The organism is Luteolibacter flavescens (assembly GCF_025950085.1).
GTDB lineage: Bacteria > Verrucomicrobiota > Verrucomicrobiia > Verrucomicrobiales > Akkermansiaceae > Haloferula > Haloferula flavescens.
In genome coordinates, this window is sequence record NZ_JAPDDS010000002.1 from 392,794 (window position 1) to 419,057 (window position 26,264).

A 26,264-nucleotide genomic window follows, 5' to 3' on the forward strand; every position below is an offset into this window, starting at 1 on the left:
GCCTTCGGGGGCGGATCATGGTGATGATATTTCCCGGTGCATCTTCATCGTTCGTTGCTGCTTGTCCCCTTGGTTCTGCTGTTGCTGGTTATTCCCGCCGCAGCGTGGACTTCACGCACCGCAGAGGTCCAGGCATTGGGAAACATTGCGACCTTGTGCAAATTCCATGAGATGGACAAAGGGCGGAAGATCGGGTCTTGGAAAGATCTCGACGATGTGTGGGGCAAGCCGCTGGACGAGGTTTATCCCCTCGTGCTTCCTACCCGTCGTTATGAGCTGTTCTCTCCTCCGGTAGAGCTTCCGCTTCACGAAAAACTGTCCATGCAGATCGTCGCAATGACCCGTAAACCGATGTGGGAGACCACTCGGAAAGGGAACATGGGACGAACGATGGCTCTCAAGGGGCCTGGTCGCTACGTGTTATATCGCGAACCGGATGGCGACTATCGAACGCGGTGGTTTGACGAGTCCGAGGTCCAACGCCTTTGGCCAAGGACAGGCCGGGCTCTACCGGTTCCGGATGATGAGCCAGAGCGTCCATGGGTGACCAAGGCTCGAACGGAGATCCTGTGGAAGCGCATCGGCCTTGTCTCACTCGTTGTCCTTTTGATTGGGTGGCTGGCTGGCCGTGTCATTTGGAGGCGGAAGCAGGCAATCGCCTGAGACCGCGTTGTTAGGCCAGCGGGTTCCACACCTTCTCAAACCCCAAGCCTGTGAAGTCCTTCACATTGACCGTGGCGAATTCTCGCACGCCTCCTCGGATGAGGGTGAGTGCCATGCGCCAGTCGTATGAGCGCCGTCTTGCGAACTGCTTTTCCCGGAGTCTCGGCCAGAGTTCGTCGTGAAAGGCACGGCTCTCCGGTGGAAAGCCGATGACTTGCCAGCGGGGATGGCTTCGGAAGGCCTCGCAAACCGCAGCGGCCTTCTCCCCATCAAGCGGCTTTGCCAGCACGGCGGGATTCCGCAGCAGCACGTAAAGTTCAAGCAAGGCGAATTCGGAAATCGCCACGTCAACTCGATCATGCAGCGAATTCAGGAATCCTGCCGCCTTCGCATGATCCGGGTTACCCGTCTCCACCGCAGCAAGCAGGACATTGGTATCGATCGACATCATCGGCGCTTCCCGCGTCGCGCTTGATCCTCTGCTGCAGCCTCGTGCAATTGTGCGAGTGGCACCTTGATCCCGCCTCCCTTTACCTGTGGCAGGGTCCATTCCGTGGACTTGGAATTCTCGTCCGGATAGCGCTCGAGAAGCAGCTCCAACCCTCGCCGGGTCATCTCTGCCAACGACACCTCACGCTCTGCCGAGAATCGCTTCGCGCGCCGGTAGAGTTCGTCAGGCAGTTGGATCTGCGTCCTTGTCATGCTGTAAATCTTACATCATGGAGCCGGGGTGACAATGTGCTTTTGAGCGACGCTGCCGGTGTCCGGCCACGGGTGATCACCACCACTGACAGTCCTTCTTGTCACCGGGTCATCGGTCTCTCAGCCTTACCACATGTCATCGTTCCGGCTTCTGATGATTCTGCTGCTCGTGGCGGCCGGCGTCGTCCACGGCTCCGTCACCGTCGGGTGGAAGATGCCGGTGGAGCGGGTCGCCCCGGCGTATGCAGAGGCTGCACCACTCGCGAAGCCTCCGGGCGAGTCGGCTTTCTTCCACCCGGGCGACAAGTTGTGGGATCTTTCCGGAGTCATCAGATGGGAGACCCCGGTCGAGATTGATGACGGACCGGAGCCGGACCCATTTGCCGAACCGCGGACCAAACAGACGAAGCTGGATTGGAAAGGCGACTGGATCGTGTGGAACGAGCGTTCCGGGATGATCGTGGCGCGTGGCTTGTGGTGCGATGTGATCGTCGCGTCGAAAGTGCTTCGTTGCGACGAGATCGGACACGTGATTCGCACGCGGATTGAAGTAAAGGAGTCCAAGGAGTCGCGCTCCCTGTCTCTCGTCTCGCGCAACCATGAGAAAGCATTGATGGAGACCGCCGGCGTCCAGGCGGAGGTAGACGTGGCATTCTCGCATGGAAGTGATATCGCCGATGCTCGGGTCTGGGTGAGCTGGCCCTCCCGGGACAATCGCGGAGCTTGGGAGGTGATCAGCTCCGCTTGGTTGCGCGAGGGGCAATCTTGTAGAATTGCCCGCCACGATGCGGGAGAGCAGAGCTGGGAAGTGGTGATATCCGCAGTGCGGGAATTGAGAGACGGCACTCCCTTGAGAGAGTTCTGCTGGTTGGAAGACTCCGGGGCTCTGAAAGCCTGGCCGGACTCCATTTTCGAAGGGAAGCCTCTGAGAAAGCAACTGGGCAAGGACCGTTGGCTCGGAGTATTCCCGGGGGATCAGACAGCGAGATCTTCCATTCTGGAACTATCCCGACGGCACCCACAACCGGACTTCAATGCGCCAGAGCTCGGTGAGTGGACCCGGAGTCCGTTGAAGGGTATCAGCTTGGCGCTGCGTGAGCAAGGCATGCAGTTTGATGATGCAAGTCACTATGCAGGTTTCGATCCATCGACGAACACGACATTCGTGGTGACGGATCAAGAGAATCTGGACCACGCCGAAGGGCTTTTTTGCAGTAGGAAAGGTGGGGACCTAAGGCCGCCGATCTGGATCGAGACAAATCCGGAGTCAGGTGGATGGGGCTTGGCATGCCGAACTGGCGAGGTGGCAGAGATCCGGAGGTCGAGCAGCAATCCCGAAGACAAATTGTCAGTGGTCTGCTCCGCTATCCAGTCGGTCGATGACGTCGCATTCGATGTGAGCTACGCGCTCGACCTAGTGGCCGATGGATCAAAGATCGGGAGGCTGGAGTCAGCCAGCACGCTCACGAAGGACAAGCCTCAGGTCATCGGCAGTGGCACCGGTCCGGATGGGAAAGAGGTGAAAGTTTCCATGACCGTCTCACTTCCGGGGGAGTGAGGCTCCCACCAGCCCCGCCATCGTTTTCGTCATGAACCGCCGCGCGAGCGGGAGGTGGCGGGTGATGCCGAAGAAGCCGGTGCGCAGGGGAGTGAGCCATTCGTGGTCGGACTGGAACCACGGGGTGAGCTGGCGGCTGGCGAGGCGGTAGTAGGCGAGTGCCATGCGCCGCTCGCGGCTGTAGCGGGACAGGGCTTCTGTTAGATCCGGGAAGCGGGTGATGCTGTCGGCGAGGCAGGCGGCATCGGCGAGCGCGAGATTCACGCCCTGGCCGAGTTGCGGACTCATGGCGTGGCCGGCATCGCCGAGGATGACCACGCCGTCGCCGTGCCACCGGCTCATCGCGACATCGCCGTAGCGGGCGGTGAGGACCTGGGACCAATCGTGGATCTGCCCGAGAAGCGCGTCCGCCCGCGGGCAGAGATCGAGGATGGTCTGCTTCCACTCCGCCAGCGGCCGGGCGCGGATGGTCGCATCGTCGGCGAGCTTGATGCTCCAGAAGAGGCTCACCAGCGGCTCCGTGCCATCGAGTTCCGTGCCGGTGGCGAGGAAGCCGAGCAGGCGGCGCGTGCCGTGGACGATCTGGTAGAGCTCGCTTTCCGGGAAGGCCCCGCGGTTCTCGCCGATGAACCAGTGCGCGCCCCACGGATACCCGCGGTTGATGCCCTTGAATCCCAGCTTCCCGCGCAGTGCCGAGCGCGCGCCGTCCGCCACCACCAGCAGGTCGTAGCCCGTCTCGCGCCTGCCGTCCGCCGTCTCTAACAGCCACTTGCCATCCTCGCGTCTTGCCTGGGAAATCTCCCATCCCCAGCGAACGTCCACGCCGGCATCGCGCATTGCTTCCAGCAGAAAGTGAAGCAGCACCGGCCGGTGCAGTCCCAGCCCGTGCAGATCCTTGCCGAGCTCCGCATAGTGCAGGTCCAGCACCTCGCGCTCGTCGCGGTCCACCACGTGCAGGCGCTCCACCCTTGCGCCGCGGCGGAGGATTTCCTCCAGGATGCCCAGCTCGCGCAGCACCGCCATGCCCGATGGCTGGAGCAGGAATCCCGCACCGACCGGGCGGCAATCCGGTGCGCGCTCGTAGAGCGTCACCTCATGTCCCTGCCGCCGCAGCAGGATGGCGGCGGCGGGACCGGCGGAGCCGCAGCCGACCACGGCCACCCGGAGCTTTGGATTCACGGGCTGGATGCTTCATTGCCACCGCGGCCCGGCAAGCTTGTGTTTGCGGAGATGCGTGGAAGCATCTCCCGTGATGTCTGTTTCACGCCGCACGTTCCTGGGGCTATCGATGGCGGCGCTGCCCGCCTGGGGTCAGGTGAGGCCCGCGCTGCGCTACCTGCAGCCCGGGGATGCCGGCTATGAGGAAGCGCGGCAGCCCTTCAATTCCATCATCCTGCTGAGGCCCGGACGCATCGCCTGCTGCCGCACCGAGGCGGACGTGATCGCCGCCGTGCGCCACGCAAAGGAAGCCGGTCTGCCGGTGGCGATCAAAAGCGGCGGGCACGATTTCCACGGCTTCAGCCTGAATGACGGCGGCCTGTTGGTCGAACTCTCTGGAATGGCTGCCCGCGCACTCGACGCGAAGACGGGCCACTTCACCGCCGGGCCCGGCCTGAAGCTCCGCGACTGCTACTCCGCGCTCATCCCGCGCGGGCGATTCCTTCCCGCGGGATCGTGCGGCGGCGTCGGCCTGTCCGGGCTCACGCTCGGCGGTGGCTACGGACTGTTTTCCCGGGAGTTCGGCCTGACCTGCGATCACCTGCTCTCCGTGCGGCTCGTCGATGGGCAGGGTGAGGTCCGCGACTCCCGCGACGAGCCGGAGCTGCTGTGGGCCTGCCGTGGCGGTGGAAACGGGAACTTCGGTATCGTCACCTCGTTCACCTTCGAGACACGCGCGGCCCCGCCGACGCTGGCGAGCCGCAAGTTCGTCGCGAAAGGCCTCGATGCCCGCGGGCTGGCCCGGTGCATGGAGCGGTGGTTCGAGATAGCGGCGGCTCTCCCGGAGCCCTGTTTCTCCGCAGTGATCCTGAATGGCAGCCAGGCGACCGTGCTGCTCACCTCCACGAAGTCCGCCGACGGCCCGGCATTTGTCACCGCGTCAAAAGCGCTGCTGCAGGCGGGCTTCACTTCGAAGGGGCCGCTCACCCGGCCGTTTGCCCGCGCGCTGGTGACCTACGAGGGGCGTCCCGGCCCGCTGCCCTTCGACAATGTCTCCGCCGGCTACTATCGCGGCCACGATGACCTGAAATCCGCAGCCGCGGGAATCTGCGAGACGGTCCGCGCGACGCCGGGCCTCATTTTCCAAGTGAATACCCTCGGCGGCGCAATCGCTAGGGGCCCCGACTCCGCCTATCCGCACCGCGAGTTCCCCTTCCTCGGCGAGTTGCAGGCGTATTGGGAAAAGGGCGCGATCCCCGCGAAGCTCGCTGCCGGTCACGCCTCGGTCCGCGCCGCATTGGAAGCCGCGGGCATCCGCCGCCACTACCGGAACTACCCCGACCCGCGCCTCGCCGATTGGCAGACCGCCTACTTCCCCGGCACCTACGAGCGGCTCCAGAAGCTGAAGGCGACCCTGGATCCCGACGACCGCTTCCGCCACCCGCAGAGCGTCCGGCTTCCCGGAAACTGAGGCGTTTTCAAAAAATTCTCAGAATCTTTGAACGTCTGAGAAAGTGAAGGGTCTATGACCATGAAGACCGCGCAAGCGTCAGTCTTCATGTAAGGGTGAACAGCACAACATCAGCTTCCTGACCATGGGTGTGGGAGGGAAATGATTCAGGCCGTCAGGGGTGGGACCCTGGCGGCCGACTCTTGTACACGGGTCACGATGCGGACTTTTCGGCCCCGCACCCCGCCTTCTGAAATTTCCGCGAAATATTTTTGGAAACTTTGAACATCGGGGAAGCTGAAGGGTCTATGATCATGAAGACCACGCACTGCGTCGGTCTTCATGTAAGGGTGAACAGCACAACATCAGCTTCCCGAGTCCATGGGTGTGGGCAGGGAAATGATTCGGCCGCCAAGGGTGGGACCTTGGCGGCCAACTCTTGTACAGGCATCGCGACGGGGACTTCCGGCACCACGCCGCCTCTGGAAAGATCCGGTGAAGTATTTTTGGAAACTTTGAACGTCCCGAAAGCTGAAGGGTCTATCCCTATGAAGACCGCGCAAGCGTCAGTCTTCATGTAAGGGTGAACAGCACAAAACATCAGCTTCCTGACCATGGGTGTGGGCAGGGAACATGATTCAGGCCGCCAGGGGTGGGACCCTGGCGGCCGACTTTTGTACCGAGGTATCAGTCGTCGTCAGAGAAGGCGTTCGCGAAGTGCATCCGAGGGCATGGCGCAGGCGTCGCCCTTGCCGAACCATTTCAGACGGCGGGCGGCGATGAAGTCGTAGGCCGCGTCTCGGAGGGAGCGCGGGATGACGCGTGCGAGCAGCGCGAGGATGCGCCAATGCCAGCCCATTTCACGGAGGCACCGCAGGATGCCATCGGAGCGGGAGAGTACGGTGCCGTCCACCTCGACCAGCGCGGTATTCAGCGCGCCGGTGCCGGATCTTTCCTCCATGCTCCGGCCGCGGGGGCTCTGGAGGGTGACGAAGCGGAAGCGCTTCCCCGGATCATGCTCGGCCAGGAAGCGGATGCTGCGGCTGCACATCAGGCAGTCACCGTCGAATGCCACCACGAGGAAGTCATCTGTGCCCGAGCTCACGGGCGGAAGTTAGCACGATCCCGCCGCGAGGAAATCCTAGGCTGGTTCATCTGCTTCGGATTGGATGCATGGCGTGACGCCCAATCTCCACCACCTCGAGCTCTTCTATCATGTCGCGCGGAATGGCGGCATCACGGCGGCCTCGCGCAGCATGCCCTACGGCATCCAGCAGCCGGCCATCAGCGGGCAGATCACGCTGCTTGAGAATGACCTCGGCGTGCGTCTTTTCCAGCGGCGTCCCTTCAAGCTCACGCCGGAAGGCCGGGAGCTGTATGAATTCCTCGCGCCATTCTTCAGCGCGCTGCCGGACATGGCGGCAAAGGTGGCGGGGAAGGCATCACGCCGCCTGCGCCTGGCCGCCCCCGCGACCATCATCCGCCGTCACCTGCCGGACGTGCTCGCCTCGGTGCGCAAGGCACGGCCGGATCTGGAGCTGACGCTGGTGGATGCCGACCAGCGCGCCGCCTTTGGCCTGCTGGAGGCGGAGCAGGTGGATCTGGCGGTCTGCGAGCTGGAAGGCCGCGCGCCCGCCGGGATCAAGACCGAGGCGCTGATTTCCATGCCGCTGGTGCTGCTGCTGCCCGAGGCCTACCAGATCGCGCGCTCCGGCATGCACGGCATGGCCGTGGACCTCCCGCTGATCCGCCCACCCGCGGATACGGCGATGAGCCGTCTCTTTGCCAAGGGGCTTGCAAATGCCAAGCTGGAGTGGCCCTCGCGGATCGAGGTGAACTCGCTGGAGCTGGTCCACGCCTATGTCGCCGGTGGCTTCGGCGCCGGACTCAGCGTCAGGGCACCGGGCCTCGCCGCGCCAAAGGGCACGCGTGCCTGGCCCATCCCGGAGTGTCCAGAGCTCACCATCGCGGCCGCATGGCGGGGCAAGCTCTCGCCACTGGCGGAGCTGGTGCTCGTGGGTCTGCGGAAGCGGGCGAAGGCAGGCTGATCCCGGTCGGCCGGTCAATCGCGGCCAAACATCCGGCGAAGCTCGGCGGCATCCTTCACCCTGTGCCGCGGCGTGCGCGTGGCAGCCGGGACCGGGATGATGGTGGTTTCTTTCTTCGGCTTCGGGCGGTCCCGTAGCGGGACGTCGAGATCGCCGAACCATGCGAGGCAGATACGGTGTTTCATGGGGGAGGATGTGAAACTCCGGCCACGCTGCACACATATCCCGCTGATTTCAAGTCCGGAAGAGATGACAGGCGAATCTGTCACCCTCCGTCGTTTTCCGCTTAATAGCCCTCCGGCCTGAAGTCGGGATTTTCGAGAATACGCGCCTCGATCTCCAATTGCCGGTGGCGAGCCCAGTCCGGCACGCGCTGCTCCCACTCCTGCCGGGAAAGCCGGGTGTAAACCTCGTGCCCGACCTCGATCAGGTCGCCGGGCAAGCGGAGTTCGCGGACGCTTCCATTGCAGATCTCCCGGTAAAGGAAGCCGCGGTCAGCCTCGCAGATGACCTCGTAGCCTGCCTTCCGGAAAGCGCGCCGCCGGTGAGCCCACTCGATGGTGATCGAGCCGCTCACCACCAGCGCCACCGCGAACGCCGCCCAGATAAGCTTCACCCCGGCCAGATCCCAGAAGCCCGCGATGGCCAGGATGAAACAAGCCATTGCCAGCGCGAGGCCGGCAATGGCTTTCAAGTTCGTCTTCATCGCCCGGGTCGGGTCGTGCGCCGCTTCACGCGTAGATCTTCTCGTAGTACTCCGTCACCATGCGGTCGGAGTCGAAGAAGGGCACCACCTCGTTCATCGAGTTCAGCACCAGCTTCCACCAGCCGTCCGGATCGCCGTAGTAGAGCGGCAGCACCTTTTGCTCCATGGCCTCGTAGAAGCCGAGCAGGTCGTGGCGGTCGCGCGACTCCGGGTCGAGGCCGGGATCGGCGGGCGGGATGATGAAGCTGTTGTGCCCGTCCTTCGAGAACTCGCAGACCCAGCCGTCGTAGGTCGAGAGATTGATCGCGGCATTCATCGCGGCGGTCATGCCGGAGGTGCCGGAGGCCTCGCGGGTCACCACCGGGTTGTTCAGCCAGATGTCCGCGCCGTACTTGAGCTGGCGGGACAGCTCCAGCTCGTAGCCGACAAGCACGGCCACGTTCGGGAAGTCCTTCGTGGTCTGGACGAGGTGGTTGAAGGTCTCGATCGCGCCGAAGTCGAAGGGATACGGCTTGCCCGCCCAGATGATCTGCACCGGGCGGTCGATGTTGTTCACCAGCGAGCGGAAGAGGCGGATGTCGCGCGTGATCAGGTCCGGGCGCTTGTAGCCGGCGAAGCGTCGTGCCCAGACCACGGTCAGCGCGTCGGGGTTGAAGAGCTTGCCGGTCTGGTTTGCCACGGTCTGGAAGAGCTGGGACTTCAGCTCGCGCTTGCGGGCCTTCAGCGTCTCGATGTCTCCTTCCGCGCGTGAGCCCTCGAGGCCCTTGTCCTTCCAGAAGCGACCATTCTGCGCATTCGTCACGTGGGTGATCGGGCAGATGTTCGGATAGTGTTCCCACATCTTGCGGGAGACGTCGCCGTGCAGCTTCGACACCGCATTCGAGAGATGGCTCAGGCGCAGCGCCGCGAGTGAGTGGTTGAAGACATCGCCCTCGATGCCGGTGATGCCGCGGATGTCATCCATCGGCACGGAGCCGAAGAAGGAGAAGTCGTGCAGGAGCTGGAAGTCGTGCTTCTCATTGCCCGCCTCCTCCGGCGTGTGGGTGGTGAAAACGAAGCGCTTCTTCACCTCGTCCACGTTGCGGTATTTCTCATACACGCGGAAGGCCGCGGAGAGACCGTGCGCTTCATTCAGGTGCCAAACCTCCGGGTCCACGCCCAGCTCCTCCAGCAGGCGGGCACCGCCGGCGCCGAGCACGATGTACTGGGCGATGCGGCGCAGCGGGTCATTGTCATAGAGACGGTGCGTGATCGCGCGGGAGAGGTGGTCATTCTCATCCAGATCCGTCGTGAGGAAGAACATCGGCACCGTGCCGAAGATATCTCCCGGCAGGAACATCGCCTTCACCCACACCGGGTGCCCGTGGACAGGCACCTGGAACTTGATGCCGGTGTCCTGCAGGAAGGCGTACTGCTTCTTGCGGAACTGCACCGCCATCTCGCGCTCCTCGCCGCGGGCCTGGTCATAGTAGCCGTAGGTCCACAGCATGCCGATGCCGCAGAGATTCTGCTTCAGGGCGGCGGCGGAGCGCATGTGCGAGCCGGCGAGGAAGCCGAGGCCGCCGGAGTAGATCTTGAAGATCTGGTCGATGGCGAATTCGCACGAGAAATAGACGGCGCTCTTCGAGAACTTCGGGTCGATCTCGTAGGTATGCGAGAATGGCTTCGGAAGAAAGGATCCGGACATGGGTGCGGCAGGCTGAGAAGGAAATGTCGCTGTGGACGTGGCGTTCGGGGGACTGGACGGTTGCCGTTAGGCTTGCGCCAGCAAGGCGGATTTGTCGAGCCCGGGAAGGAGGATGCGGATTCCGTACCAGCTTGTCCGATTTCCGGAAGGGCCGGTTGTGGCCAGGGTGACAGAGTGAATGAGGGAGGGTGGCACGGCGGGTGCTCTTGCGTAGATTCACCATGTCACTCGCGTCGTCAGGGAGTATGGGAATCGTCGGCCACCGGCTACGACTATGGCTTATCTGCATGGCAGGGCTTTTCGTCCCGCTATCCCTCGCGGCGCAGGAGCCACCCGCGAAATCACCGCGTGAGATCGTGGCGGAGGCTGCCGTGCTCATGGACGCGGACGAGCAGCGCGTGCTGGTCGAGTCGCTGGCCACCGCGAATGCCGACGAGGTGGTATCGCTGCTGGCGAAGTGGCGGGAAGGCGAGATCTACCAATGGCAGGACGACGAGGGAAACAGCGTGGCCGTGCTGCTCGATGGCGAGCCGGACGGTGACGAAAAATTCGCGCTCGTGACTCTCGCCGCCGGCAAGCCGGTCCTCGCCGCCGATGGCACCGCGGTCCGCATGACCAAGGACGAACTCTACATGGCGGACACCGACTCGAAGCTCCGCCGCGTGATGAAGGGCGTGACCGACCGGCTCGCCCTGTCTTCCCCCGACGTCCCGAAGCGCCTGCGCGCCGTGCAGGACACCGGCCTGGAGCAGGACCTCGCGAAACTGCCGCTGCTGGAGCAGCTCACGGTGGTCGAAAAGAACGGCAAGGTGAAGCAGGCACTCGCCGAGGCGACGGCCATGCTGAAGCTGCGTTCCGAGGACATGGCCGTCCGGGAGACCGCCGTGAAGGAACTCGGTGCGATGGGCTCCATCGCCTCGCAGGGTGCAATCAAAACGGTGCGCGATGAAGCGGACCAGGGCGGCCTCGTCAGCCTCGTGGCCGCATGTGACCAGGCGCAGAAGGAGATCGACTCGCACATTTCATTCGTGAACTCCGCGGGCACCGTCTTCCGCGGTATCTCGAAGGGCAGCATCCTGCTCATCGCGGCCATCGGCCTCGCGATTACCTTTGGCCTGATGGGCGTGATCAACATGGCCCACGGCGAACTCATCGTGGTGGGTGCCTATACCACCTACATGGTGCAGAATCTCTTCGCGAAGTGGAACCTCAACGGGATGGCGTGGGACATGTACTTCCTCGTCGCGATCCCCGCGAGCTTCCTCACCGCCGCGCTCGTCGGGCTCATCCTGGAGCGCGGCATCATCCGCTTCCTCTACAAGCGTCCGCTGGAGTCGCTGCTGGCCACCTGGGGTGTCTCGATGGTAATGCAGCAGCTCTTCCGCCTCACCTTTGGCGCGAACAACGTGCAGGTGGAAAGCCCCGCCTTCCTCTCCGGGAACTGGACGGTGAATGACATCGTCTTCGGCTGGAACCGCGTCTTCGTCATCGGCTTCGCGGTGCTGATCATCTTCCTCACGTGGGCCACGCTGAACAAGACCTCGCTCGGCCTGCTGATCCGCGCGGTGATGCAAAACCGCAGCATGGCCGCCTGCATGGGCATCCGCACGGAGCGGGTGAACATGATGACCTTCGCCTTTGGCAGCGGCCTCGCGGGTCTCGCGGGTGCCTTCCTTTCGCAGATCGGGAATGTCGGGCCGAATCTCGGGCAGGACTACATCGTGGACTCCTTCATGACCGTCGTCGTGGGCGGCGTGGGGAATATCTTCGGCACGGTGATCAGCGCGCTCGGCATCGGCATGGCGGACCAGTCGCTCCAACAGATCCTCGGTGATCCGGTCACGGGCAAGATCCTCGTGCTCGGTGCCATCATCCTCTTCCTCCAGTGGAAGCCCTCGGGCCTCTTCGCCACCCGCTCCCGCAGCCTCGACTGATGAATACTTCGCCCAATGCCATGGCAAAGGCCCCCACCATCGGCCTCGCGGTGATCGCGCTTTTCCTCGTCGTGGGGATGCCGTCGCTGAATGCCGCGGGGGTGGTCTCCGACTTCCATCTCAATACGTGGGGGAAATACCTCTGCTACGCGATCCTCGCGATCTCGGTGGATCTCCTCTGGGGCTACACCGGCCTGCTTTGCCTCGGGCAGTCGCTCTTCTTCGCGCTCGGCGGCTACATGTTCGGCATGCATCTCATGCTGATGATCGGGAAAATGGGCGCGTACAAGAGCGACCTGCCGGACTTCATGGTCTTCCTCGGCCGGAAGGAACTGCCCGGATTCTGGGAGCCCTTCTATTCCTTTCCCTTTGCCGCACTGATGGTCTTCCTCCTGCCGGGCGTGCTCGCCGGCATCTTCGGCTACCTCGCCTTCCGCTCGCGCATCAAGGGCGTGTACTTTTCCATCCTCACGCAGGCGCTCACGTACGGTGCCGCGCTGATGTTCTTCCGCAATGAACTCTACATGGGCGGGAACAACGGCTTCACCGACTTCCGCAGCATCCTCGGCGCGGACATCCGCAGCCCGGAAACGAAGCGCATGCTCTACATCGCCTCCGCGATCACGCTGGTGCTGGTCTTCCTCTTCTGCAAATGGCTCACCACCTCGCGCTACGGGCTCATCCAGCGGGCGATCCGAGACAGTGAGAACCGCGTGCTTTTCTCCGGCTACTCGGCGGCGAATTTCAAGCTCTTCGTCTTCGTCATCAGCGCGATGATCGCGGGTGTGGGCGGCGCGCTCTATGTGCCGCAGGTCGGCATCATCAATCCGAGCGAGATGATGACCGAGAAGTCGCTGGAGGCCGTCGTGTGGGTCGCGGTCGGTGGGCGCGGGACGCTCTTCGGCCCCATCGTGGGTGCGATCCTGGTGAACTATCTGAAGAGCTGGGCCACCACGGAATTTCCCGATTACTGGCTCATCATCATGGGCGGCAGCTTCGTGCTGGTGGTGCTCTTCCTGCCAAAGGGCATCGTCGGCATCCCAGCCCAGATCCGCGAGCTGCTGGCAAATCGCGAGAGCCGCAGGGCCGCCGCCGCAGAAGATGAACTCCTGAACTCCGCCGCAAAGTCCGAATGAGCATGCAGCCCTACCTCCTGGCCGCGGAGGGACTGAACAAGTCCTTCTCCGGATTCCAGGCGATCCGCGACCTGAACTTCGCCCTGCAGAAGGGCGAGCTGCGGACCGTCATCGGTCCGAATGGCGCGGGCAAGACCACCTTCCTCGACCTCATCACCGGGCGCACGAAGCCGGACACCGGCACGCTCCACTTCGAGCAGACGCACGATCTGCTGAAGATGAATGAATACCAGATCTACCGCCTCGGCATCGGCCGGAAATTCCAGACGCCGACAGTGTATGTGGATCACACCGTGCGGGAAAACCTGCTGCTCTCGCTCGCCGGATCGCGCGGCATCCTTCACTCGCTCTTCGGCCGCGTGAAGAAGGAGCAGGAGCAGCGGATGGACGAGATCCTCCACACCATCAAGCTCACCGAGCGCGCGCACGCGAAGGCCGGCTCGCTGGCCCACGGGCAAAAGCAGTGGCTGGAGATCGGCATGCTGCTCGCGCAGGATGCGAAGCTGCTGCTGGTGGACGAGCCCGCCGCCGGCATGACCGATGAGGAAACGCACCGTACCGGCGAGCTGCTGCTTTCGCTCGCGGGCAAGCACACCATCGTCGTCATCGAGCACGACATGACCTTCGTCCGCCAGATTTCCCAGGGCGGCATCGTCACCGTGCTCCACCAGGGGAATGTCCTCTGCGAGGGATCCGTGGACCGCGTGCAATCGGACGAGCGCGTCATCGAAGTCTATCTCGGCCGCAAGAAGAAGGCCGCCTGAACGAACTACCATGAGTGCCGTAGTTGCCACCGATGCCCCGACCCTCTCCGTCGGCAGCCTGCATGTCTCCATCGGCGGCAGCCAGATCCTGCGCGGCGTCGACCTGGAGATCCGCCCGAAGACCGTCTTTTGCCTGATGGGCCGGAACGGCGTCGGCAAGACCACCACGCTGAAGGCCATCACCGGCCTGATGACCGCGAACAAGGGCACGGTCTCGCTCGAGGGCGAGACGATCTCCCACCTGAGCCCGGAGAAGCGCGCGCTGATGGGGCTGGGCTTCGTCCCGCAGGGTCGCGAGATCTTCCCCCAGCTCACCGTGGAGGAGAATCTCTACATCGGCACCACCGCCCGCGGGCGGAAGCCCAAGAAGGAGGAGGTGGACCGCGTCTTCACGCTCTTCCCCATCATCAAGGAATTCCTTCCCCGCAAGGGCGGCATGCTTTCCGGCGGCCAGCAGCAGCAACTCGCGATCGGGCGCGCGCTGCTCACCCGGCCGAAGCTGCTCATCCTCGACGAGCCGACCGAGGGCATCCAGCCGAACATCATCGACCAGATCGGCGAGGCCATCAAGATGCTGCGCGAGGAGGGCGAGATGGCGATCCTGCTGGTCGAGCAGTACCTCGATTTCTGCAAGGAACTCGGCGACGACTTCTGCATCCTGGAGCGCGGCCGCGTGGCGGCGAATGGACCGATGACCGGCCTCAGCGAAGAACTCATCAAGGAATTCCTCACCGTCTGACCCACGCCAAATTTTCAAGAATCAGGACCAGGATGGATGGGATGGATTGGATAAAGTCAGGCATCGAAATCTTATCCCATTCATCCTATCCATCCCGGTCCCTTCTCCCTTTCCGACCATGATCCGCGATACCCTCCGCAAGCTGCTGTCAGGCTTGCTTGCTTTCTTGCCCGCCATCGCCGCCGCCCATCCGGGACACTATCATCCTCCGGGTGAGGAGGATGAGTTTGACCAGCTCGACAAGCTTCGCGCGGACTGGCTGCACCTGCATGGATGGGTTGAGGTGACGCTTGCCGCCACGCTGGTGACGTCGGTGCTGCTGTTCCACTTCAACAAGAACCGGAAGGTCCGCATCGGTGCGATCATTGCCTTCGGCGGATCGCTCGCACTGCTTGCAGCATCCTGAGCCATGCACTTGTCCCCGCGCGAACAGGAGAAGCTGCTGGTGGTCGTCGCGGCCGACCTTGCCCGGCGTCGTCGCGACCGCGGCGTGAAGCTGAACTATCCCGAAGTCGTCGCCCTCATCACTGCCGAGATCTTCGAGGGAGCCCGCGACGGGAGATCCGTGGCGGAGCTCATGAGCTACGGCACCACGCTCGTCACCCGCGACGAGGTCATGGAGGGAGTCGCGGAAATGATTCACGACATCCAGGTCGAGGCCACCTTCCCGGACGGCACGAAGCTCGTCACCGTCCACCACCCCGTGAGATGAAGAAGATCGTAGATGGGAGATTGCAGATCGTGGAGACCCCACACGCCTGTTGCCTTTCATCTCCCATCTTCCATCTGCCATCCACCATCTCAGAATGATTCCCGGAGAAATCATCACGCCCGATGGCGTCATCGAGATCAATACAGGCCTCGCGAAGCTGCGCGTGGCCGTTGCGAATACCGGCGACCGCCCCGTGCAAGTCGGCAGCCATTTTCACTTCGCCGAGGTGAATGATGCGCTGGAGTTCGACCGCGCCGCTGCCCGTGGCTTCCGCCTCGATATTCCCGCGGGCACCGCGATCCGCTTCGAGCCGGGGGACACGCGCGAAGTGCCGCTCGTCGCCTTCGCCGGGAAGCGCGAGATCTACGGGCTGAACAACAAGGTGAACGGGCCTCTGGAATGAAGATGAAACGAATGGGGACCGGGAACGCGGAATTCATTCCGCGCGTGCAAGCCCAGACACCCGACCTTCCGAGCGGAATGAATTCCGCGCTCCCAGTGTCATGAACCAGACCCGCGCCAACTACGCAGGCACCTTCGGCCCCACGGTGGGGGATCGCGTCCGCCTCGCCGATACCGAGCTTTTCATCGAGGTCGAGCGCGACCTCGTGGCGGAAAAGGGCGGCTACGGCAATGAAGTGAAATTCGGCGGCGGCAAGGTGATCCGCGATGGCATGGCGCAGTCGCCGCTCGCGTGTGATGCCGATTGCCTCGACCTCGTCATCACGAATGCGCTCATCCTCGATGCCGCACAGGGCGTGATCAAGGCGGACATCGGCATCAAGCACGGTCGCATCGTCGGCATCGGCCATGCGGGGAATCCGCTGCTGCAGGATGGCATCGACATGGTCATTGGCGCGGGGACGGAAGTCATCGCGGGCGAGGGCTGCATCATCACCGCGGCAGGCATCGATACCCACATCCACTTCATCTGCCCGCAGCAGATCGAGCACGCGATTGCCAGCGGCGTAACCACGCTCATCGGCGGCGGCACCGGTCCCGCGCACGGCACCTATGCCACCACCTGCACGCCGGGGAAGTGGAATATCCGCCGGATGCTCGAGGCCGCCGAGGCCTTTCCCGTGAACCTTGGTTTCCTCGGCAAGGGCAACTGCTCCTCGCCCGAGCCGCTGCGCGAGCAGGTGGTCGCCGGCGCCATCGGCTTGAAGCTCCACGAGGACTGGGGCACCACTCCTGCCGCGATCGACACCTGCCTCGGCGTGGCGGATGAGCTGGATGTCCAGGTGGCCATCCACACGGACACGCTGAATGAAGCGGGCTTCGTCGAGAGCACGCTCGCTGCTTTCAAGGGCCGCACCATCCATACCTACCACTCCGAGGGCGCGGGCGGCGGTCACGCTCCGGACATCATCCGTGTCTGCGGCGAGGCGAACGTGTTGCCCTCCTCGACGAATCCCACGCGGCCCTTCACGGTGAATACCATCGACGAGCATCTCGACATGCTCATGGTCTGCCACCACCTCGACTCGCGCATCCCCGAGGACGTCGCCTTTGCCGAGAGCCGCATCCGCCCGGAGACCATCGCTGCGGAGGACCTGCTGCACGACCTCGGTGCAATCTCGATGATGTCCTCCGACTCCCAGGCCATGGGCCGCATCGGCGAGGTCATCACCCGCACATGGCAGACCGCGCACAAGATGAAGGTGCAGTTCGGCAAGCTGGAGGGGCCGTCGCATCCCGCCGCTGACAATTTCCGCGCGCTGCGCTACGTCGCGAAGTACACCATCTGCCCCGCGCTCACCCACGGCATCGCGCATGAGATCGGCAGCATCGAGGTGGGAAAGCTCGCGGACCTTGTCATCTGGAAGCCGGCATTCTTTGGCGTGAAACCCGAGACTGTCTTGAAGGGCGGCCTCATCGCCTGGGCGAACATGGGCGACCCGAATGCCTCGATCCCCACGCCGCAGCCGATGATGTATCGACCGCAGTTCGGCGCCTTCGGCAAGGCGGTCGCCTCCACCTCGCTCACCTTCGTCAGCCAGGCCGCGCTCGATGCCGGCTCGCTGGATGACCTCGGCCTGCAGAAGCGACTCGTCGCCGTGAAAGGCTGCCGCACCGTCACGAAGGCGGACCTGCCTTTCAATGACGCCATGCCGAAGATCACCGTCGATCCCGAGACCTACACCGTCACCGCAGATGGGCGTGAATTGCGCTGCGAGCCCATGGCGGAGCTGCCGATGGCACAGCGGTATTTCCTTTTCTAACAGACAGCCGGTTATTGGGTGATCGCCACGGGGCCCGGTGCCTCGACCGGCTCCGGCAGTTCGTCCATGGAACGGCGGATGCGCGCGTGGGTGCGGGCGATCATGTCGGCCTCGTCGCGCAGGCCTCCGAGGATCTCATGCAGGCGCTGGCCGGGTTGCTCCGCGGCTGTCTGCTTCGGCTTGTGATCGAGTGACTCTGTCCCGAGTCCAACGATCTCGGCGTGGACCTGATAGAGGGAGGTGTAGGCGTGCAGGATCGCCGCGTGCGACTCGCGTCGCGCGCTCTCCAGTCTTTCCAGCAGGGCGGGGTCGCGGGAGGTTAGCACGTCGCCGAGCCTTTCCTCGCGCTTCCGGATGTCGGTGATCTCGCGGCAGACTTCCGCGCAGATGCCGTCCACGCCTTTCTCAACTTCCTGGGCGAAGACGGCGAGATGTTTGCCGCGATGGACGTCCTTCTCGATCTTCTGCTTCAGGAAGAGGAAACGTCCGAGGCACAGCGCGTACTGATGGAGACCCTTTGCCGAGAGGTTGTTGATGATGCGCTTGAGCTCATCGTCCTGCGCGGCATTGCTCTCGCCGATCAGTTCGCGGAGGCTCGTCGCATCGATCGCCGGACGGCGCTTCTTCCAGTAGCGGCTGACCAGGGCTGCGGTCGCGCCGAAGAGAATCACGAATCCGGCCAGTCCCGCATCGAGCGCAATGCCCGCCGCGCCCGCCAGGATCAGCGGCGTCCAGGTTATCGGTGACCGCAGCATGAGCTCGCGGCTGCGTTCCCGGATGCGGACATCGTCCATCGGGAAAGTGGGTGCCACCGAGAAGAGCGTCGAGGGGTCCATGGTCACGTGGGTTTCTTCTTTGCCCGCGAGGCTAGGAGGCGAATCGAGCGGGGGGCGACTACATTCGGGCGCTATCTTCGGAGTCGCGGGATTGCGCGCGATTGTGATTCATTCAACGAACCGAGTCCTTCGACTCGGCGAATCGCTTCCGCATCATTTCCAGCCGGTCCTTCTCGGTCGCCGCGAGATTCGCCTGTTCGCGCGGGTCGTTCTTCAGGTCGAAGAGTTCTTCGAATCCGCTGTCCGGCCACAGGATGTATTTCCATTCCCGCGTCACCAGTGCCTCCGAGGCGGGGATGAAGTCCTTGTCGCGGATCACCGCGTGCTCGTAGTAGAAGTCCTCGCGCCACGCGGGCTTCACCGGAGAAAGATAGAGCGGCGCGAAGTCGCGGCCCTGCATCGTCGGAGGGGCGGCTTTCCCCGTGGCGGCGAGAATGGTGGGCGCGAGGTCGGCATTCAGGACGATGTCATCGTTCGTCGCTCCACGCTTATCTTTCGCAAGCCGCGGATCACGCACGATGAGCGGGACGCGGATCGACTCCTCGTAGGGATACCACTTGTCGGCCAGCCCGTGCTCGCCGTGGAAGTAGCCATTGTCCGTCGTGAAGATGACCAGCGTATCTTCTAACAGACCCTGTGCCTGCAGCTCGTCCAGCACCCGGCCGCAGGCGGTATCCACCTCGGTCACCAGGCGGAAGTAGTTCTTCATCGAGGTCTGGTATTTCTCAGCGGTGTCAAAGCGCAGGCCCCATCGGCGGCGGCCCTCGTTCTTCGCGCTGGAGACTGCGGGCGGCAGCTTGGCAAAGGTGTCCGGGACTTCCGGCACGTGCGCGTCCTTGTAAAGGGCGGCGCTTTCCGGCTGGGGGAGGTACTGGTCCGGGTGATCGTCCTCGGCATGGGCGGCGAAGAAATTCACCGTCAGGAAGAACGGCTGGTCCTCCGGGCGCGAGCGCAGGAAGTCGAGCGCATCGGCCTCGTTCTTGCGCGTGATGTGGATCTCGCTGCCATCCTCTTGCTTGATGAAATGCTTCCCGCCGTAGTTGCGCGCGAAGTCGAAGCGGCCCGCCTGGAATTTCCCCGAGTGCCACTTCCCCACATGCCCGGACCACCAGCCCGCCTCGCGCAGGATGCCGGGCCACGTTTCCTCCCATGGTGTTCGGAAGGCATCGAAGCCGCGGTTCCCGTGGCGGGACATCCACTGCCCGGTCAGCATGGTCGAGCGGCTCACCCCGCAGATCGACGTGGTCACGCAGGCACGCGTGAAGCGCACGCCTTCTCCCGCCAGCGCATCCAGCCGCGGCGTCTGCACCACCGGGTGACCAGCGCAGCCCAGCGTGTCGTGCCGCCAGTCGTCGGCATAGAGCAGCACGATGTTCAGCGGCTTGGCACCGGCCGCGAGGGTCAATGCGAAACCGGCCGCAAGAATGGAAAGGAAGCCACGGATCATCTCTGATTGAAGTTACGTGTTGGAAGTCGATTTCATTCGGTGAAGGACCAATGAACTTTTGGTGACAAAAAGTTTCATTCTTGCCACTGACAGAGACGACTCCCAGCGTGAATGGAGTTGTTAAAATGCCATGAGTTCCCCCGGAAGTAAGACTGATGACGTGGCCCGCGCCTCGAAGGCGATCATGGCCGAGCTGGCAAAGGTCATCGTCGGCCAGGACGACATCGTCCGAGGCCTGGTCGCCTCGCTTTTCGCGAATGGCCACTGCCTGCTGATCGGAGTGCCCGGCCTGGCGAAGACACTGCTGGTGCAGTCGATCGCCCGGGTGCTCGGCGTCGATTTCAAGCGCATCCAGTTCACGCCGGACCTCATGCCGTCGGACATCCTCGGCTCCGAGGTCATCCACGAGCACCACGGCAAGATGGAGTTCCAATTCCGGCCCGGCCCCGTTTTCACGAATCTCCTGCTGGCGGACGAGATCAACCGCACGCCGCCGAAGACCCAGTCCGCACTGCTGGAGGCGATGCAGGAGCGCCGCGTGACCACCGCGGGGGAGGTGCGGCCCTTGCCAAATCCCTTCCTCGTCGTCGCCACGCAAAATCCCATCGAGCACGAGGGCACCTATCCGTTGCCGGAGGCACAGCTCGACCGCTTCATGTTCTCGCTCGACCTCGGTTATCCATCGCGCACGGAGGAGATCGATATCGTGCGGCGCACGACCATCGGCGAAACCGCGGACCTCACGACCGTGATCTCCGGCCACGACATCATCGCGATCCAGAAGCTCGTCCGCGCGATGCCCGTGGCAGACCACGTGCTCGCCTACGCCGTGGACCTCACCGCCTCCACCCGGCCGAATACCGGGAAGAAGACCGCCGACACCTACATCGAGTGGGGTGCGGGCCCGCGCGCCTCGCAGTATCTCATTCTCGGTGCGAAGGCATTTGCCCTCATGGAGGGCCGCGCCGCGCCCGAGGCATTCGATGTGAGAAAGGCGGCCCCCATGGTGCTCGGCCACCGCATCGTGCCGAACTACCGCGCTACCGGTGAAGGCCTGAAGGCCGGGGATCTCGTCCGCACCTTGATAGGCGAAACCAAGGAGCCCACCTACTGAGGCCATGACCCCGCCGGTCCCCCAGCCCCCGGATGATCGATCACCCATGGCTGCCCGATTCGCGGCAGCGCGGGGGATGGCGTCCTCGGGACCGCCGCCTTTCCCCGGTGCGAAGGAATCTTCACCAACAAAGCCGCCACCTTTCCCCGGGTCAGCCAAGCCCCGCGAATCTGCGGACGCCGCGGATGAGCGGAACCGCGAGCACCTTGCCTCGCGCCTGCTCGATCAGTCGGAGCTGGAGCGCTTCAAGAATCTCATCGTCTTCGCGAAGACCACCGTCGAGAGCCAGTTCAGCGGCAGGCACAAGTCGCCGGACCTCGGCAGCGGCGGGGAATTCGTGGAGTACCAGGCCTACCTTCCCGGCCTGCCGATCCATGCGATCGATTGGCGCATCTACGCGCGCACGCGGAAGCTGGTCATCCGCCGCTACCGTGAGGAGACTGACATGGACGTGCATCTGCTGGTGGATGCATCCGGCTCGATGGGCTATCTCGGCACGGGCCGGGAGAACAAGGGCCGCCGTGCGGCACGCATCGCCGCGGCGCTCGCCTACCTCATGATGAAGCAGGGCGACAAGGCCTCGCTCACCCTCTTCGCCGACCGCGTGATCGACCACTTGCCCGCAGGCGGCGGCCAGCGTCATTTGTTGAAGGCCCTGCGCTCGCTGGTGAGGCCTGCGCACGAGCCGACCGGACTGACGGACCTGCCCGGCGCGGTGCGCGAGTGCAACCGGCTATTCAAGCGGCGCGGACGGCTCATCATCCTTTCGGACCTGCTCGGGCACGATCCGGCGGAAATCTTCGATGCGCTCGGCCCGCTCCTTCACCGCGGCTTTGAGATCCTGCTGATGCAGATCCTCGATCCGGAAGAGCGCATGCTGCCGGATGCGCCGCTCGCGCATTTCGTGGACATGGAGACGGGCGAGTCGATCGAGGTGGAGCCCGCCGAGATCCGCGATGCCTACGCCGCACGCGTGCAGGAGCGCTGCGACACACTCGCGGAGGACGGTGCGAAGCATCGCGTGGAATTCACCTCGCTCTGCACCGAGAGCCCTTACCGCGAGGCCATCGAGGCCTATCTCGGCTTCCGCACTTCCAAGAACTGAAGCCACGCCGCCATGTCCTTCCTCAATTCCCCGTTTCTCTGGCTGCTGCCGCTGGCGGGGATACCGCTGCTCATCCACTGGCTCAGCCGGCGCTTTCCGAAGACCTTCCTCTTCTCGTCCATCGAGGACATCCGCCGTACCGTGGCGGGTCGTTCGCGGCTCTTCCGCTGGCGGCATCTCATCATGCTGCTGCTGCGCACCCTCGCGCTGCTTGCCCTGGTGGGCGCGTTCTTGAAGCCGGTCATCGCCTCGCGTGCTCCGGCCGACGGGAAGGAGGGCCGCCGCGTGCTGCTGCTGGTGGACCACTCGCTCAGCATGACCCATGCGGATGGCGGGACCACCGCGTTGTCGAGGGCGAAGGGCGAGGCGAGACGCCTGCTGGATTCGCTGGACCCTGCGGATCACTTCAATGTCATCCGCGTCGATGCCTCTCCCGCCGCGGCCTTCGTCGAGTTCTCCACGCTGCGCGATGCGGCGATGGCCTTTTTGGAGGACTCGGCCCCTCCCGTGGGTACCGCCGATTTCCATGCGGCGAACCAACTCGCGGCGGAACTCGCGAGAGATCAGAAGGGCCAGCTCGATGTCTATTACTTCTCCGACTTCCAGCGCGGCAATTGGGCGGATGTTGCCTTCTCGTCGCTGCCGTCCGATGCGCGCCTTTTCTTCGTGTCTGCCGCAGGAGAGAAGCAGCGCGGGAATCGCGCGGTGAGCGGCATCCGGATCGCGGAGGGCGCGGTCATCGCCGGGGGAGAGATCGAGCTTTCCATCCGCGTCGCGAATCATTCGCCGGACCCTTGGAGCGGGAAGATCGAGGCGGGCTTCGATCCTGCCCATCTGCGCGAGCGAGAGGTCACGCTTTCCCCGTGGTCGGAGACGGATGCCACACTCGTCGTGCCCGTGCCTGCGGGCGGCCTCCAGAAACTGACGGTAACATTGCCGCCGGATGACATGCCGCTCGATGACAAGCGACATCTCGTCGTGCAGGTGCGAGACCGCGAGGAGGTGGTGCTGCTCACCGGTCCCGATGCGGCGGGTGGCTCGCCCGCGCCGTCGCTCTTCCTCCGCACGGCAGTCGATCCCTATGGCGGGGAGAAGGGCGTGTATCGTCCGAGACCGCTGGAGCCCGGTGCCTTGACGCCCGCTGCGCTCTCGGCGAGCACGCGGGTGATTGGCTCGCGGCTTCCCTTGCTCGGCGATGACCAGGCGGGCACGCTGGCGACATTCCTGCGCGGTGGCGGCGGGATGATCCTCTTCCTCGATGGCGAGTCCGACCGGGCGAATCTCGACAAGCTCTCCGGCCTGCTGGGCGAGGAGCTGCCGCTGCGCCTGACCGAGAAGCTCGGCTCGGAGAATCTGCCGGGCGGTGCGATGCAGGTGGCCAGCGGGGACTTCCGCTCGCGCTTCCTACGGCTCTTCGAGAACGAGCGGCGGCAAAATCTCGCGCTGCTGGAATTCTACGATCTCTACCACGCCATGCCTACCGGCAAGGGCCGCACGCTGCTGAGCTATGCCGACGGGACGCCCGCACTGACCGAGAGCCAGATCGGCCTCGGCACGCTGCTGGTTTGCAATTTCTCCGTCTCGGAGGCATCGAGCAATCTCGCCCGCCAGCGCCTCTTCCCCGCATGGATCCACGAGATGCTGCTCCGCATGGGCGACTCCACGAATGCGGCGATGGAATCTTTCGTCCCGGGTGACACGATCTCCGGCGAAGCCTGGGCGGCGGAGGCGACCGGGCGCGATCTCATCGCTCCGCCAAGTACGAAGACCATCGTACGTCGCGATCCTGCGGGCGAGCGCCTGCGCGTCACCTTCACCGCGCCAGCCCCCGGCTTCTACCGCCTGCCCGGTGGCGATGGCCGCGACCTGCTTGCCTTCGCCGTGAATCCCGATCCCCGCGAGTCCGACCTGCGCTCGATCGACCCCGCGGTGCTGCCGGACCGTGCCGGTGGCAGCAATTCCGGCGCGGCCTACGTCGGGGAAACCGCGGACTACGGCGTGCTCCTGCGCGGCCGACCGGTCTTCCACTGGTTCCTGCTCGGCGCGCTCGGCCTGCTGCTGGTCGAGGCGATGCTTTTCAAGACTCTCAAACCGCGAACCGCCTGAGGTGCTTTTCGATCCCGTCATCCCCCTTCCATGGATCCTGCTCGCCGCCCTCGTGGTGCTGGGGCCCACGGTGGTCTTCTACTTCCGCTCGGGCAAGCGGCTCGGTTCTGTTAGAAACGTCTTCCTCCTCGTGCTGAGGGTCGCGGCGCTGCTGGTGATGCTCGCCATCCTGCTACAGCCATACCGCGAGGAGCCGGTGCCCGTGCCGGTCCGGGAGAAGTCGGTCCTCTTCGCCATCGATACTTCGGCCAGCATGGCGGAGGCGCATGCAGACGGGAAGAGCCGCATCGATGCCGCGCGCGACGATCTCGCCGGGGCGGGTGTCCTTGACGATGAAAGCGGGCGCTACCGCTTCTTCACGCTCGGCGAGGACGCGGCATCCATCAGTGCCGAGGAGCTGCAGTTCAAGCCCGCCGATGGCAAGTCCACGCGCATTGACACCGCCGTCGCGACCATCCTGCGGAATGCGAATCATCCGCCGCCATCCGCGCTGGTGCTGCTGTCGGACGGCCATGACTTCGAGCTCATCCCGCCGGGCGACACGGCACGCCGCACGCGGGCGCGCGGCATTCCCGTCTTCACGCTGCCCTATGGCACGGCGGAGTCCGGGCGCGATGTCTCGGTGCGCATCGCGAACTACCATCCGCACACGTTCGTCCGGCAGAAGACGCAGCTTCAGGTCTTCGTCCGCGCCACCGGCTGCCCGCACGAGACGCTGAACATGGACCTGCTGCTCGATGGCAAGCTCGTCGAGCGCAAGACCCTCGAGACCGGCACCCAGTCCTATCACAATGTCTCCTTCACCGTCTCGCACGAGGAGTCCGGGCAATTCGAATACACCTTCCGGCTCTCGCCTGTTACGAACGAGCGCGAGCTCTCCAACAACACCGCGACCACCTACCTCAATGTGATCGCCGAGAAGATCCGCATCCTGGAAATAGAGGGCACGCCATTCTGGGATACCACTTTCCTGCGGCGTTCCTTCGCGAGGAATGACAAGTTCGACATCGACTCGCTTGTCGCCTTCACCGGCGACCGGGTGCGGCCCATCCGGTCGAATCCCGAGCGCGTTGCCGCCGAGTTGGTCCCGCCTGCGAAGGCCGACGACCTGGCTCCCTACAATCTCGTCGTGCTAGGCCGCGACGTGCAAAAGGTGATCGGCACCGATGGCATCGCCGCGATCGATGCGTGGGTGAAGGACCACGGCGGCATCGTGGTCTTCGCCCGCGGCAAGGCATGGCCGGAGGGCGAACTGCCGGGGGCCGAGCTGCCACCGATCGAATGGGACACCTCGAATGCGCGCGGCGCGCGGCTGGAGGTGACGCCGCAGGCGGGCTCCGTGCCGGCCTTCCGCCTGCTGCGCGAGGTGGCCGCGGCGGACCAGTTTCCCGAGATCATTTCCTTCCCCGCCACCGGCCAGCCGAAGACGCTCGCGACCACCTTCTCCGTATCGGAAGACCAGGCCCCGGCGGTGGTCTATCGCCGCTATGGCAGCGGGCAGACGATCTCGCTCGGCGTGGGAAACCTGTGGCGCTGGGTTTTCAATCCGCAGGCCGAGTATGATAACAATGCCTACGACCGCTTCTGGGACCAGCTCTCGCTGTGGCTGCTGGCGAATGGCGGCGTGACCCCGATCGAGGGCTACTCGCTGCGCACCGACACGGCGAACCTGCCGCTCGGTGAGACAATCCGCCTGCGCTTCGGCATCCACGGGCGCGACGCGATGGTCGCCCCGCCATCGATCTCGTTTTCGAAGGACGGTGCGCCCGTCACGAATCTCGTGATGACCTCCGAGGAGAATGGCATGCTCCATCGCGCGGAGTTCACGCCGCGGGAGACCGGCCGCTATCGTGCCGAGGTCACGGCTCCGGATGGGAAAGTGCTCGGTGCGAGCTTCATTGTCTTCCGCGAGGACCTGGAGTCGGTGGAGACCGCGATGGACCGCTCCTATCTCGATGAACTTTCGAAGGCCAGCGGCGGCCGGCTCCTCGACCCCGCCGAGCTCGGTCCACTCCTGTCCGACCTGATGCGCGAGGCCGCCGAGCAGACCCCGCTCACCCGCCGCGTCTCGCTGTGGGACCGCGCGTGGGTTTTCATCCTTGTGAGTTTCCTCCTCGCCACGGACTGGTATCTTCGCCGCCGCTGGGGTTTGATCTGATATGATATGAAGTGAT

The 26,264-nt window shown here is 64.2% G+C and carries 25 protein-coding genes; 16 read left to right on the forward strand and 9 right to left on the reverse strand.

The features are described from left to right. The first annotated feature begins 69 nt into the window (after positions 1–69). Positions 70–663 carry a hypothetical protein gene (locus OKA04_RS05145; protein ID WP_264500063.1) on the forward strand — a complete coding sequence of 198 codons (594 nt, stop codon included), beginning with the start codon at positions 70–72 and terminating at the stop codon, positions 661–663. 10 nt (positions 664–673) lie between these two features. On the opposite strand, the gene OKA04_RS05150 is transcribed toward OKA04_RS05145, so the two are convergent. Both OKA04_RS05150 and OKA04_RS05155 read right to left on the reverse strand, forming a co-directional pair. Then, positions 674–1,114, reverse strand: coding sequence for a TA system VapC family ribonuclease toxin (locus OKA04_RS05150; RefSeq protein ID WP_264500064.1), 441 nt, complete (start codon positions 1,112–1,114; stop codon positions 674–676). After that, entirely contained in the window at positions 1,111–1,365 is a 255-nt protein-coding gene (locus OKA04_RS05155) for a hypothetical protein (protein ID WP_264500065.1), read from the reverse strand. Before OKA04_RS05155 ends, OKA04_RS05150 begins: the two co-directional genes overlap by 4 nt. 154 nt (positions 1,366–1,519) lie before the next feature. On the opposite strand from OKA04_RS05155, the gene OKA04_RS05160 reads away from it, so the two are divergent. Then, positions 1,520–2,923, forward strand: a complete 1,404-nt coding sequence (locus OKA04_RS05160; RefSeq protein WP_264500066.1) for a hypothetical protein — start codon at positions 1,520–1,522, stop codon at positions 2,921–2,923. Here the strand turns inward: OKA04_RS05160 and OKA04_RS05165 are convergent. Next, entirely contained in the window at positions 2,906–4,102 is a 1,197-nt protein-coding gene (locus OKA04_RS05165) for an FAD-dependent oxidoreductase (RefSeq protein ID WP_264500067.1), read from the reverse strand. The two genes, OKA04_RS05160 and OKA04_RS05165, sit on opposite strands and share 18 nt — an antisense overlap. A gap of 73 nt (positions 4,103–4,175) precedes the next feature. On the opposite strand from OKA04_RS05165, the gene OKA04_RS05170 reads away from it, so the two are divergent. Further along, entirely contained in the window at positions 4,176–5,552 is a 1,377-nt protein-coding gene (locus OKA04_RS05170; protein ID WP_264500068.1) for an FAD-binding oxidoreductase, read from the forward strand. 676 nt (positions 5,553–6,228) lie between these two features. On the opposite strand, the gene OKA04_RS05175 is transcribed toward OKA04_RS05170, so the two are convergent. Continuing rightward, positions 6,229–6,636, reverse strand: coding sequence for a thiol-disulfide oxidoreductase DCC family protein (locus tag OKA04_RS05175; RefSeq protein WP_264500069.1), 408 nt, complete (start codon positions 6,634–6,636; stop codon positions 6,229–6,231). A gap of 73 nt (positions 6,637–6,709) precedes the next feature. Between OKA04_RS05175 and OKA04_RS05180 the strand changes: the two genes are divergently transcribed. Continuing rightward, positions 6,710–7,579 (forward strand): LysR family transcriptional regulator, encoded by an 870-nt coding sequence (locus tag OKA04_RS05180; RefSeq protein WP_264500070.1) that lies wholly within the window; start codon positions 6,710–6,712, stop codon positions 7,577–7,579. Between the two features lie 14 nt (positions 7,580–7,593). On the opposite strand, the gene OKA04_RS05185 is transcribed toward OKA04_RS05180, so the two are convergent. From OKA04_RS05185 to glgP, 3 genes are all read right to left on the reverse strand, one after another. Continuing rightward, positions 7,594–7,764 carry a hypothetical protein gene (locus OKA04_RS05185; RefSeq protein ID WP_264500071.1) on the reverse strand — a complete coding sequence of 57 codons (171 nt, stop codon included), beginning with the start codon at positions 7,762–7,764 and terminating at the stop codon, positions 7,594–7,596. A gap of 101 nt (positions 7,765–7,865) precedes the next feature. Then, positions 7,866–8,273 (reverse strand): hypothetical protein, encoded by a 408-nt coding sequence (locus tag OKA04_RS05190; protein WP_264500072.1) that lies wholly within the window; start codon positions 8,271–8,273, stop codon positions 7,866–7,868. Positions 8,274–8,310: 37 nt separating this feature from the next. Beyond that, positions 8,311–9,972 carry an alpha-glucan family phosphorylase gene (gene glgP, locus OKA04_RS05195; protein ID WP_264500073.1) on the reverse strand — a complete coding sequence of 554 codons (1,662 nt, stop codon included), beginning with the start codon at positions 9,970–9,972 and terminating at the stop codon, positions 8,311–8,313. Positions 9,973–10,259: 287 nt separating this feature from the next. On the opposite strand from glgP, the gene urtB reads away from it, so the two are divergent. From urtB to ureC, 8 genes are all read left to right on the forward strand, one after another. Continuing rightward, entirely contained in the window at positions 10,260–11,906 is a 1,647-nt protein-coding gene (gene urtB / locus OKA04_RS05200; protein ID WP_264500074.1) for an urea ABC transporter permease subunit UrtB, read from the forward strand. Beyond that, on the forward strand, positions 11,906–13,042 hold the full coding sequence (gene urtC / locus OKA04_RS05205) for an urea ABC transporter permease subunit UrtC (RefSeq protein WP_264500075.1): 1,137 nt from the start codon (positions 11,906–11,908) through the stop codon (positions 13,040–13,042). Before urtB ends, urtC begins: the two co-directional genes overlap by 1 nt. Then, positions 13,039–13,806 (forward strand): urea ABC transporter ATP-binding protein UrtD, encoded by a 768-nt coding sequence (gene urtD / locus OKA04_RS05210; RefSeq protein ID WP_343226870.1) that lies wholly within the window; start codon positions 13,039–13,041, stop codon positions 13,804–13,806. The genes urtC and urtD overlap by 4 nt, the downstream gene beginning before the upstream one ends. 10 nt (positions 13,807–13,816) lie before the next feature. Further along, positions 13,817–14,545, forward strand: coding sequence for an urea ABC transporter ATP-binding subunit UrtE (urtE, locus tag OKA04_RS05215; protein WP_264500077.1), 729 nt, complete (start codon positions 13,817–13,819; stop codon positions 14,543–14,545). A gap of 118 nt (positions 14,546–14,663) precedes the next feature. Further along, complete coding sequence (locus tag OKA04_RS05220; RefSeq protein WP_264500078.1) at positions 14,664–14,951, forward strand: SPRY domain-containing protein; 288 nt, start codon at positions 14,664–14,666, stop codon at positions 14,949–14,951. Between the two features lie 3 nt (positions 14,952–14,954). Beyond that, positions 14,955–15,257, forward strand: coding sequence for an urease subunit gamma (locus OKA04_RS05225; RefSeq protein ID WP_264500079.1), 303 nt, complete (start codon positions 14,955–14,957; stop codon positions 15,255–15,257). Positions 15,258–15,351: 94 nt separating this feature from the next. Next, positions 15,352–15,660 carry an urease subunit beta gene (locus OKA04_RS05230; protein ID WP_264500080.1) on the forward strand — a complete coding sequence of 103 codons (309 nt, stop codon included), beginning with the start codon at positions 15,352–15,354 and terminating at the stop codon, positions 15,658–15,660. A gap of 100 nt (positions 15,661–15,760) precedes the next feature. Beyond that, positions 15,761–17,482 (forward strand): urease subunit alpha, encoded by a 1,722-nt coding sequence (gene ureC, locus OKA04_RS05235; RefSeq protein WP_264500081.1) that lies wholly within the window; start codon positions 15,761–15,763, stop codon positions 17,480–17,482. 11 nt (positions 17,483–17,493) lie between these two features. Here the strand turns inward: ureC and OKA04_RS05240 are convergent, their stop codons facing one another. Together OKA04_RS05240 and OKA04_RS05245 are read right to left on the reverse strand one after the other, a co-directional pair. Continuing rightward, positions 17,494–18,318, reverse strand: coding sequence for a hypothetical protein (locus tag OKA04_RS05240; protein WP_264500082.1), 825 nt, complete (start codon positions 18,316–18,318; stop codon positions 17,494–17,496). Between the two features lie 112 nt (positions 18,319–18,430). Further along, the gene (locus OKA04_RS05245; protein ID WP_264500083.1) at positions 18,431–19,765 is read right to left on the reverse strand and encodes a sulfatase family protein; all 1,335 of its coding nucleotides are present in this window, start codon (positions 19,763–19,765) and stop codon (positions 18,431–18,433) included. Between the two features lie 130 nt (positions 19,766–19,895). Between OKA04_RS05245 and OKA04_RS05250 the strand changes: the two genes are divergently transcribed. From OKA04_RS05250 to OKA04_RS05265, 4 genes are read left to right on the forward strand one after another with little or no spacing between them, the layout of a single operon-like run. Further along, positions 19,896–20,879, forward strand: coding sequence for an AAA family ATPase (locus OKA04_RS05250; RefSeq protein ID WP_264500084.1), 984 nt, complete (start codon positions 19,896–19,898; stop codon positions 20,877–20,879). Positions 20,880–20,925: 46 nt separating this feature from the next. Beyond that, positions 20,926–21,984 carry a DUF58 domain-containing protein gene (locus OKA04_RS05255; RefSeq protein ID WP_264500085.1) on the forward strand — a complete coding sequence of 353 codons (1,059 nt, stop codon included), beginning with the start codon at positions 20,926–20,928 and terminating at the stop codon, positions 21,982–21,984. 12 nt (positions 21,985–21,996) lie between these two features. Further along, positions 21,997–24,090 carry a vWA domain-containing protein gene (locus tag OKA04_RS05260; RefSeq protein WP_264500086.1) on the forward strand — a complete coding sequence of 698 codons (2,094 nt, stop codon included), beginning with the start codon at positions 21,997–21,999 and terminating at the stop codon, positions 24,088–24,090. A 1-nt stretch (position 24,091) separates the two neighbouring features. After that, positions 24,092–26,248, forward strand: coding sequence for a vWA domain-containing protein (locus OKA04_RS05265; protein ID WP_264500087.1), 2,157 nt, complete (start codon positions 24,092–24,094; stop codon positions 26,246–26,248). Positions 26,249–26,264: the final 16 nt, after the last annotated feature.

What these genes read in the sequence shown, in the direction of transcription:
- OKA04_RS05155 (WP_264500065.1), bottom strand. Translation starts at nt 1,365, where the DNA reads ATGACAAGGACGCAGATCCAACTGCCTGACGAACTCTACCGGCGCGCG.
- urtE (WP_264500077.1), top strand. Translation starts at nt 13,817, where the DNA reads ATGAGTGCCGTAGTTGCCACCGATGCCCCGACCCTCTCCGTCGGCAGC.
- OKA04_RS05245 (WP_264500083.1), bottom strand. Translation starts at nt 19,765, where the DNA reads ATGATCCGTGGCTTCCTTTCCATTCTTGCGGCCGGTTTCGCATTGACC.
- urtB (WP_264500074.1), top strand. Translation starts at nt 10,260, where the DNA reads ATGGCAGGGCTTTTCGTCCCGCTATCCCTCGCGGCGCAGGAGCCACCC.
- OKA04_RS05185 (WP_264500071.1), bottom strand. Translation starts at nt 7,764, where the DNA reads ATGAAACACCGTATCTGCCTCGCATGGTTCGGCGATCTCGACGTCCCG.
- OKA04_RS05250 (WP_264500084.1), top strand. Translation starts at nt 19,896, where the DNA reads ATGAGTTCCCCCGGAAGTAAGACTGATGACGTGGCCCGCGCCTCGAAG.
- ureC (WP_264500081.1), top strand. Translation starts at nt 15,761, where the DNA reads ATGAACCAGACCCGCGCCAACTACGCAGGCACCTTCGGCCCCACGGTG.
- OKA04_RS05225 (WP_264500079.1), top strand. Translation starts at nt 14,955, where the DNA reads ATGCACTTGTCCCCGCGCGAACAGGAGAAGCTGCTGGTGGTCGTCGCG.
- OKA04_RS05160 (WP_264500066.1), top strand. Translation starts at nt 1,520, where the DNA reads ATGATTCTGCTGCTCGTGGCGGCCGGCGTCGTCCACGGCTCCGTCACC.
- OKA04_RS05260 (WP_264500086.1), top strand. Translation starts at nt 21,997, where the DNA reads ATGTCCTTCCTCAATTCCCCGTTTCTCTGGCTGCTGCCGCTGGCGGGG.
- urtC (WP_264500075.1), top strand. Translation starts at nt 11,906, where the DNA reads ATGAATACTTCGCCCAATGCCATGGCAAAGGCCCCCACCATCGGCCTC.
- OKA04_RS05170 (WP_264500068.1), top strand. Translation starts at nt 4,176, where the DNA reads ATGTCTGTTTCACGCCGCACGTTCCTGGGGCTATCGATGGCGGCGCTG.
- OKA04_RS05220 (WP_264500078.1), top strand. Translation starts at nt 14,664, where the DNA reads ATGATCCGCGATACCCTCCGCAAGCTGCTGTCAGGCTTGCTTGCTTTC.
- OKA04_RS05230 (WP_264500080.1), top strand. Translation starts at nt 15,352, where the DNA reads ATGATTCCCGGAGAAATCATCACGCCCGATGGCGTCATCGAGATCAAT.
- urtD (WP_343226870.1), top strand. Translation starts at nt 13,039, where the DNA reads ATGAGCATGCAGCCCTACCTCCTGGCCGCGGAGGGACTGAACAAGTCC.
- OKA04_RS05150 (WP_264500064.1), bottom strand. Translation starts at nt 1,114, where the DNA reads ATGATGTCGATCGATACCAATGTCCTGCTTGCTGCGGTGGAGACGGGT.
- OKA04_RS05240 (WP_264500082.1), bottom strand. Translation starts at nt 18,318, where the DNA reads ATGGACCCCTCGACGCTCTTCTCGGTGGCACCCACTTTCCCGATGGAC.
- OKA04_RS05255 (WP_264500085.1), top strand. Translation starts at nt 20,926, where the DNA reads ATGGCTGCCCGATTCGCGGCAGCGCGGGGGATGGCGTCCTCGGGACCG.
- glgP (WP_264500073.1), bottom strand. Translation starts at nt 9,972, where the DNA reads ATGTCCGGATCCTTTCTTCCGAAGCCATTCTCGCATACCTACGAGATC.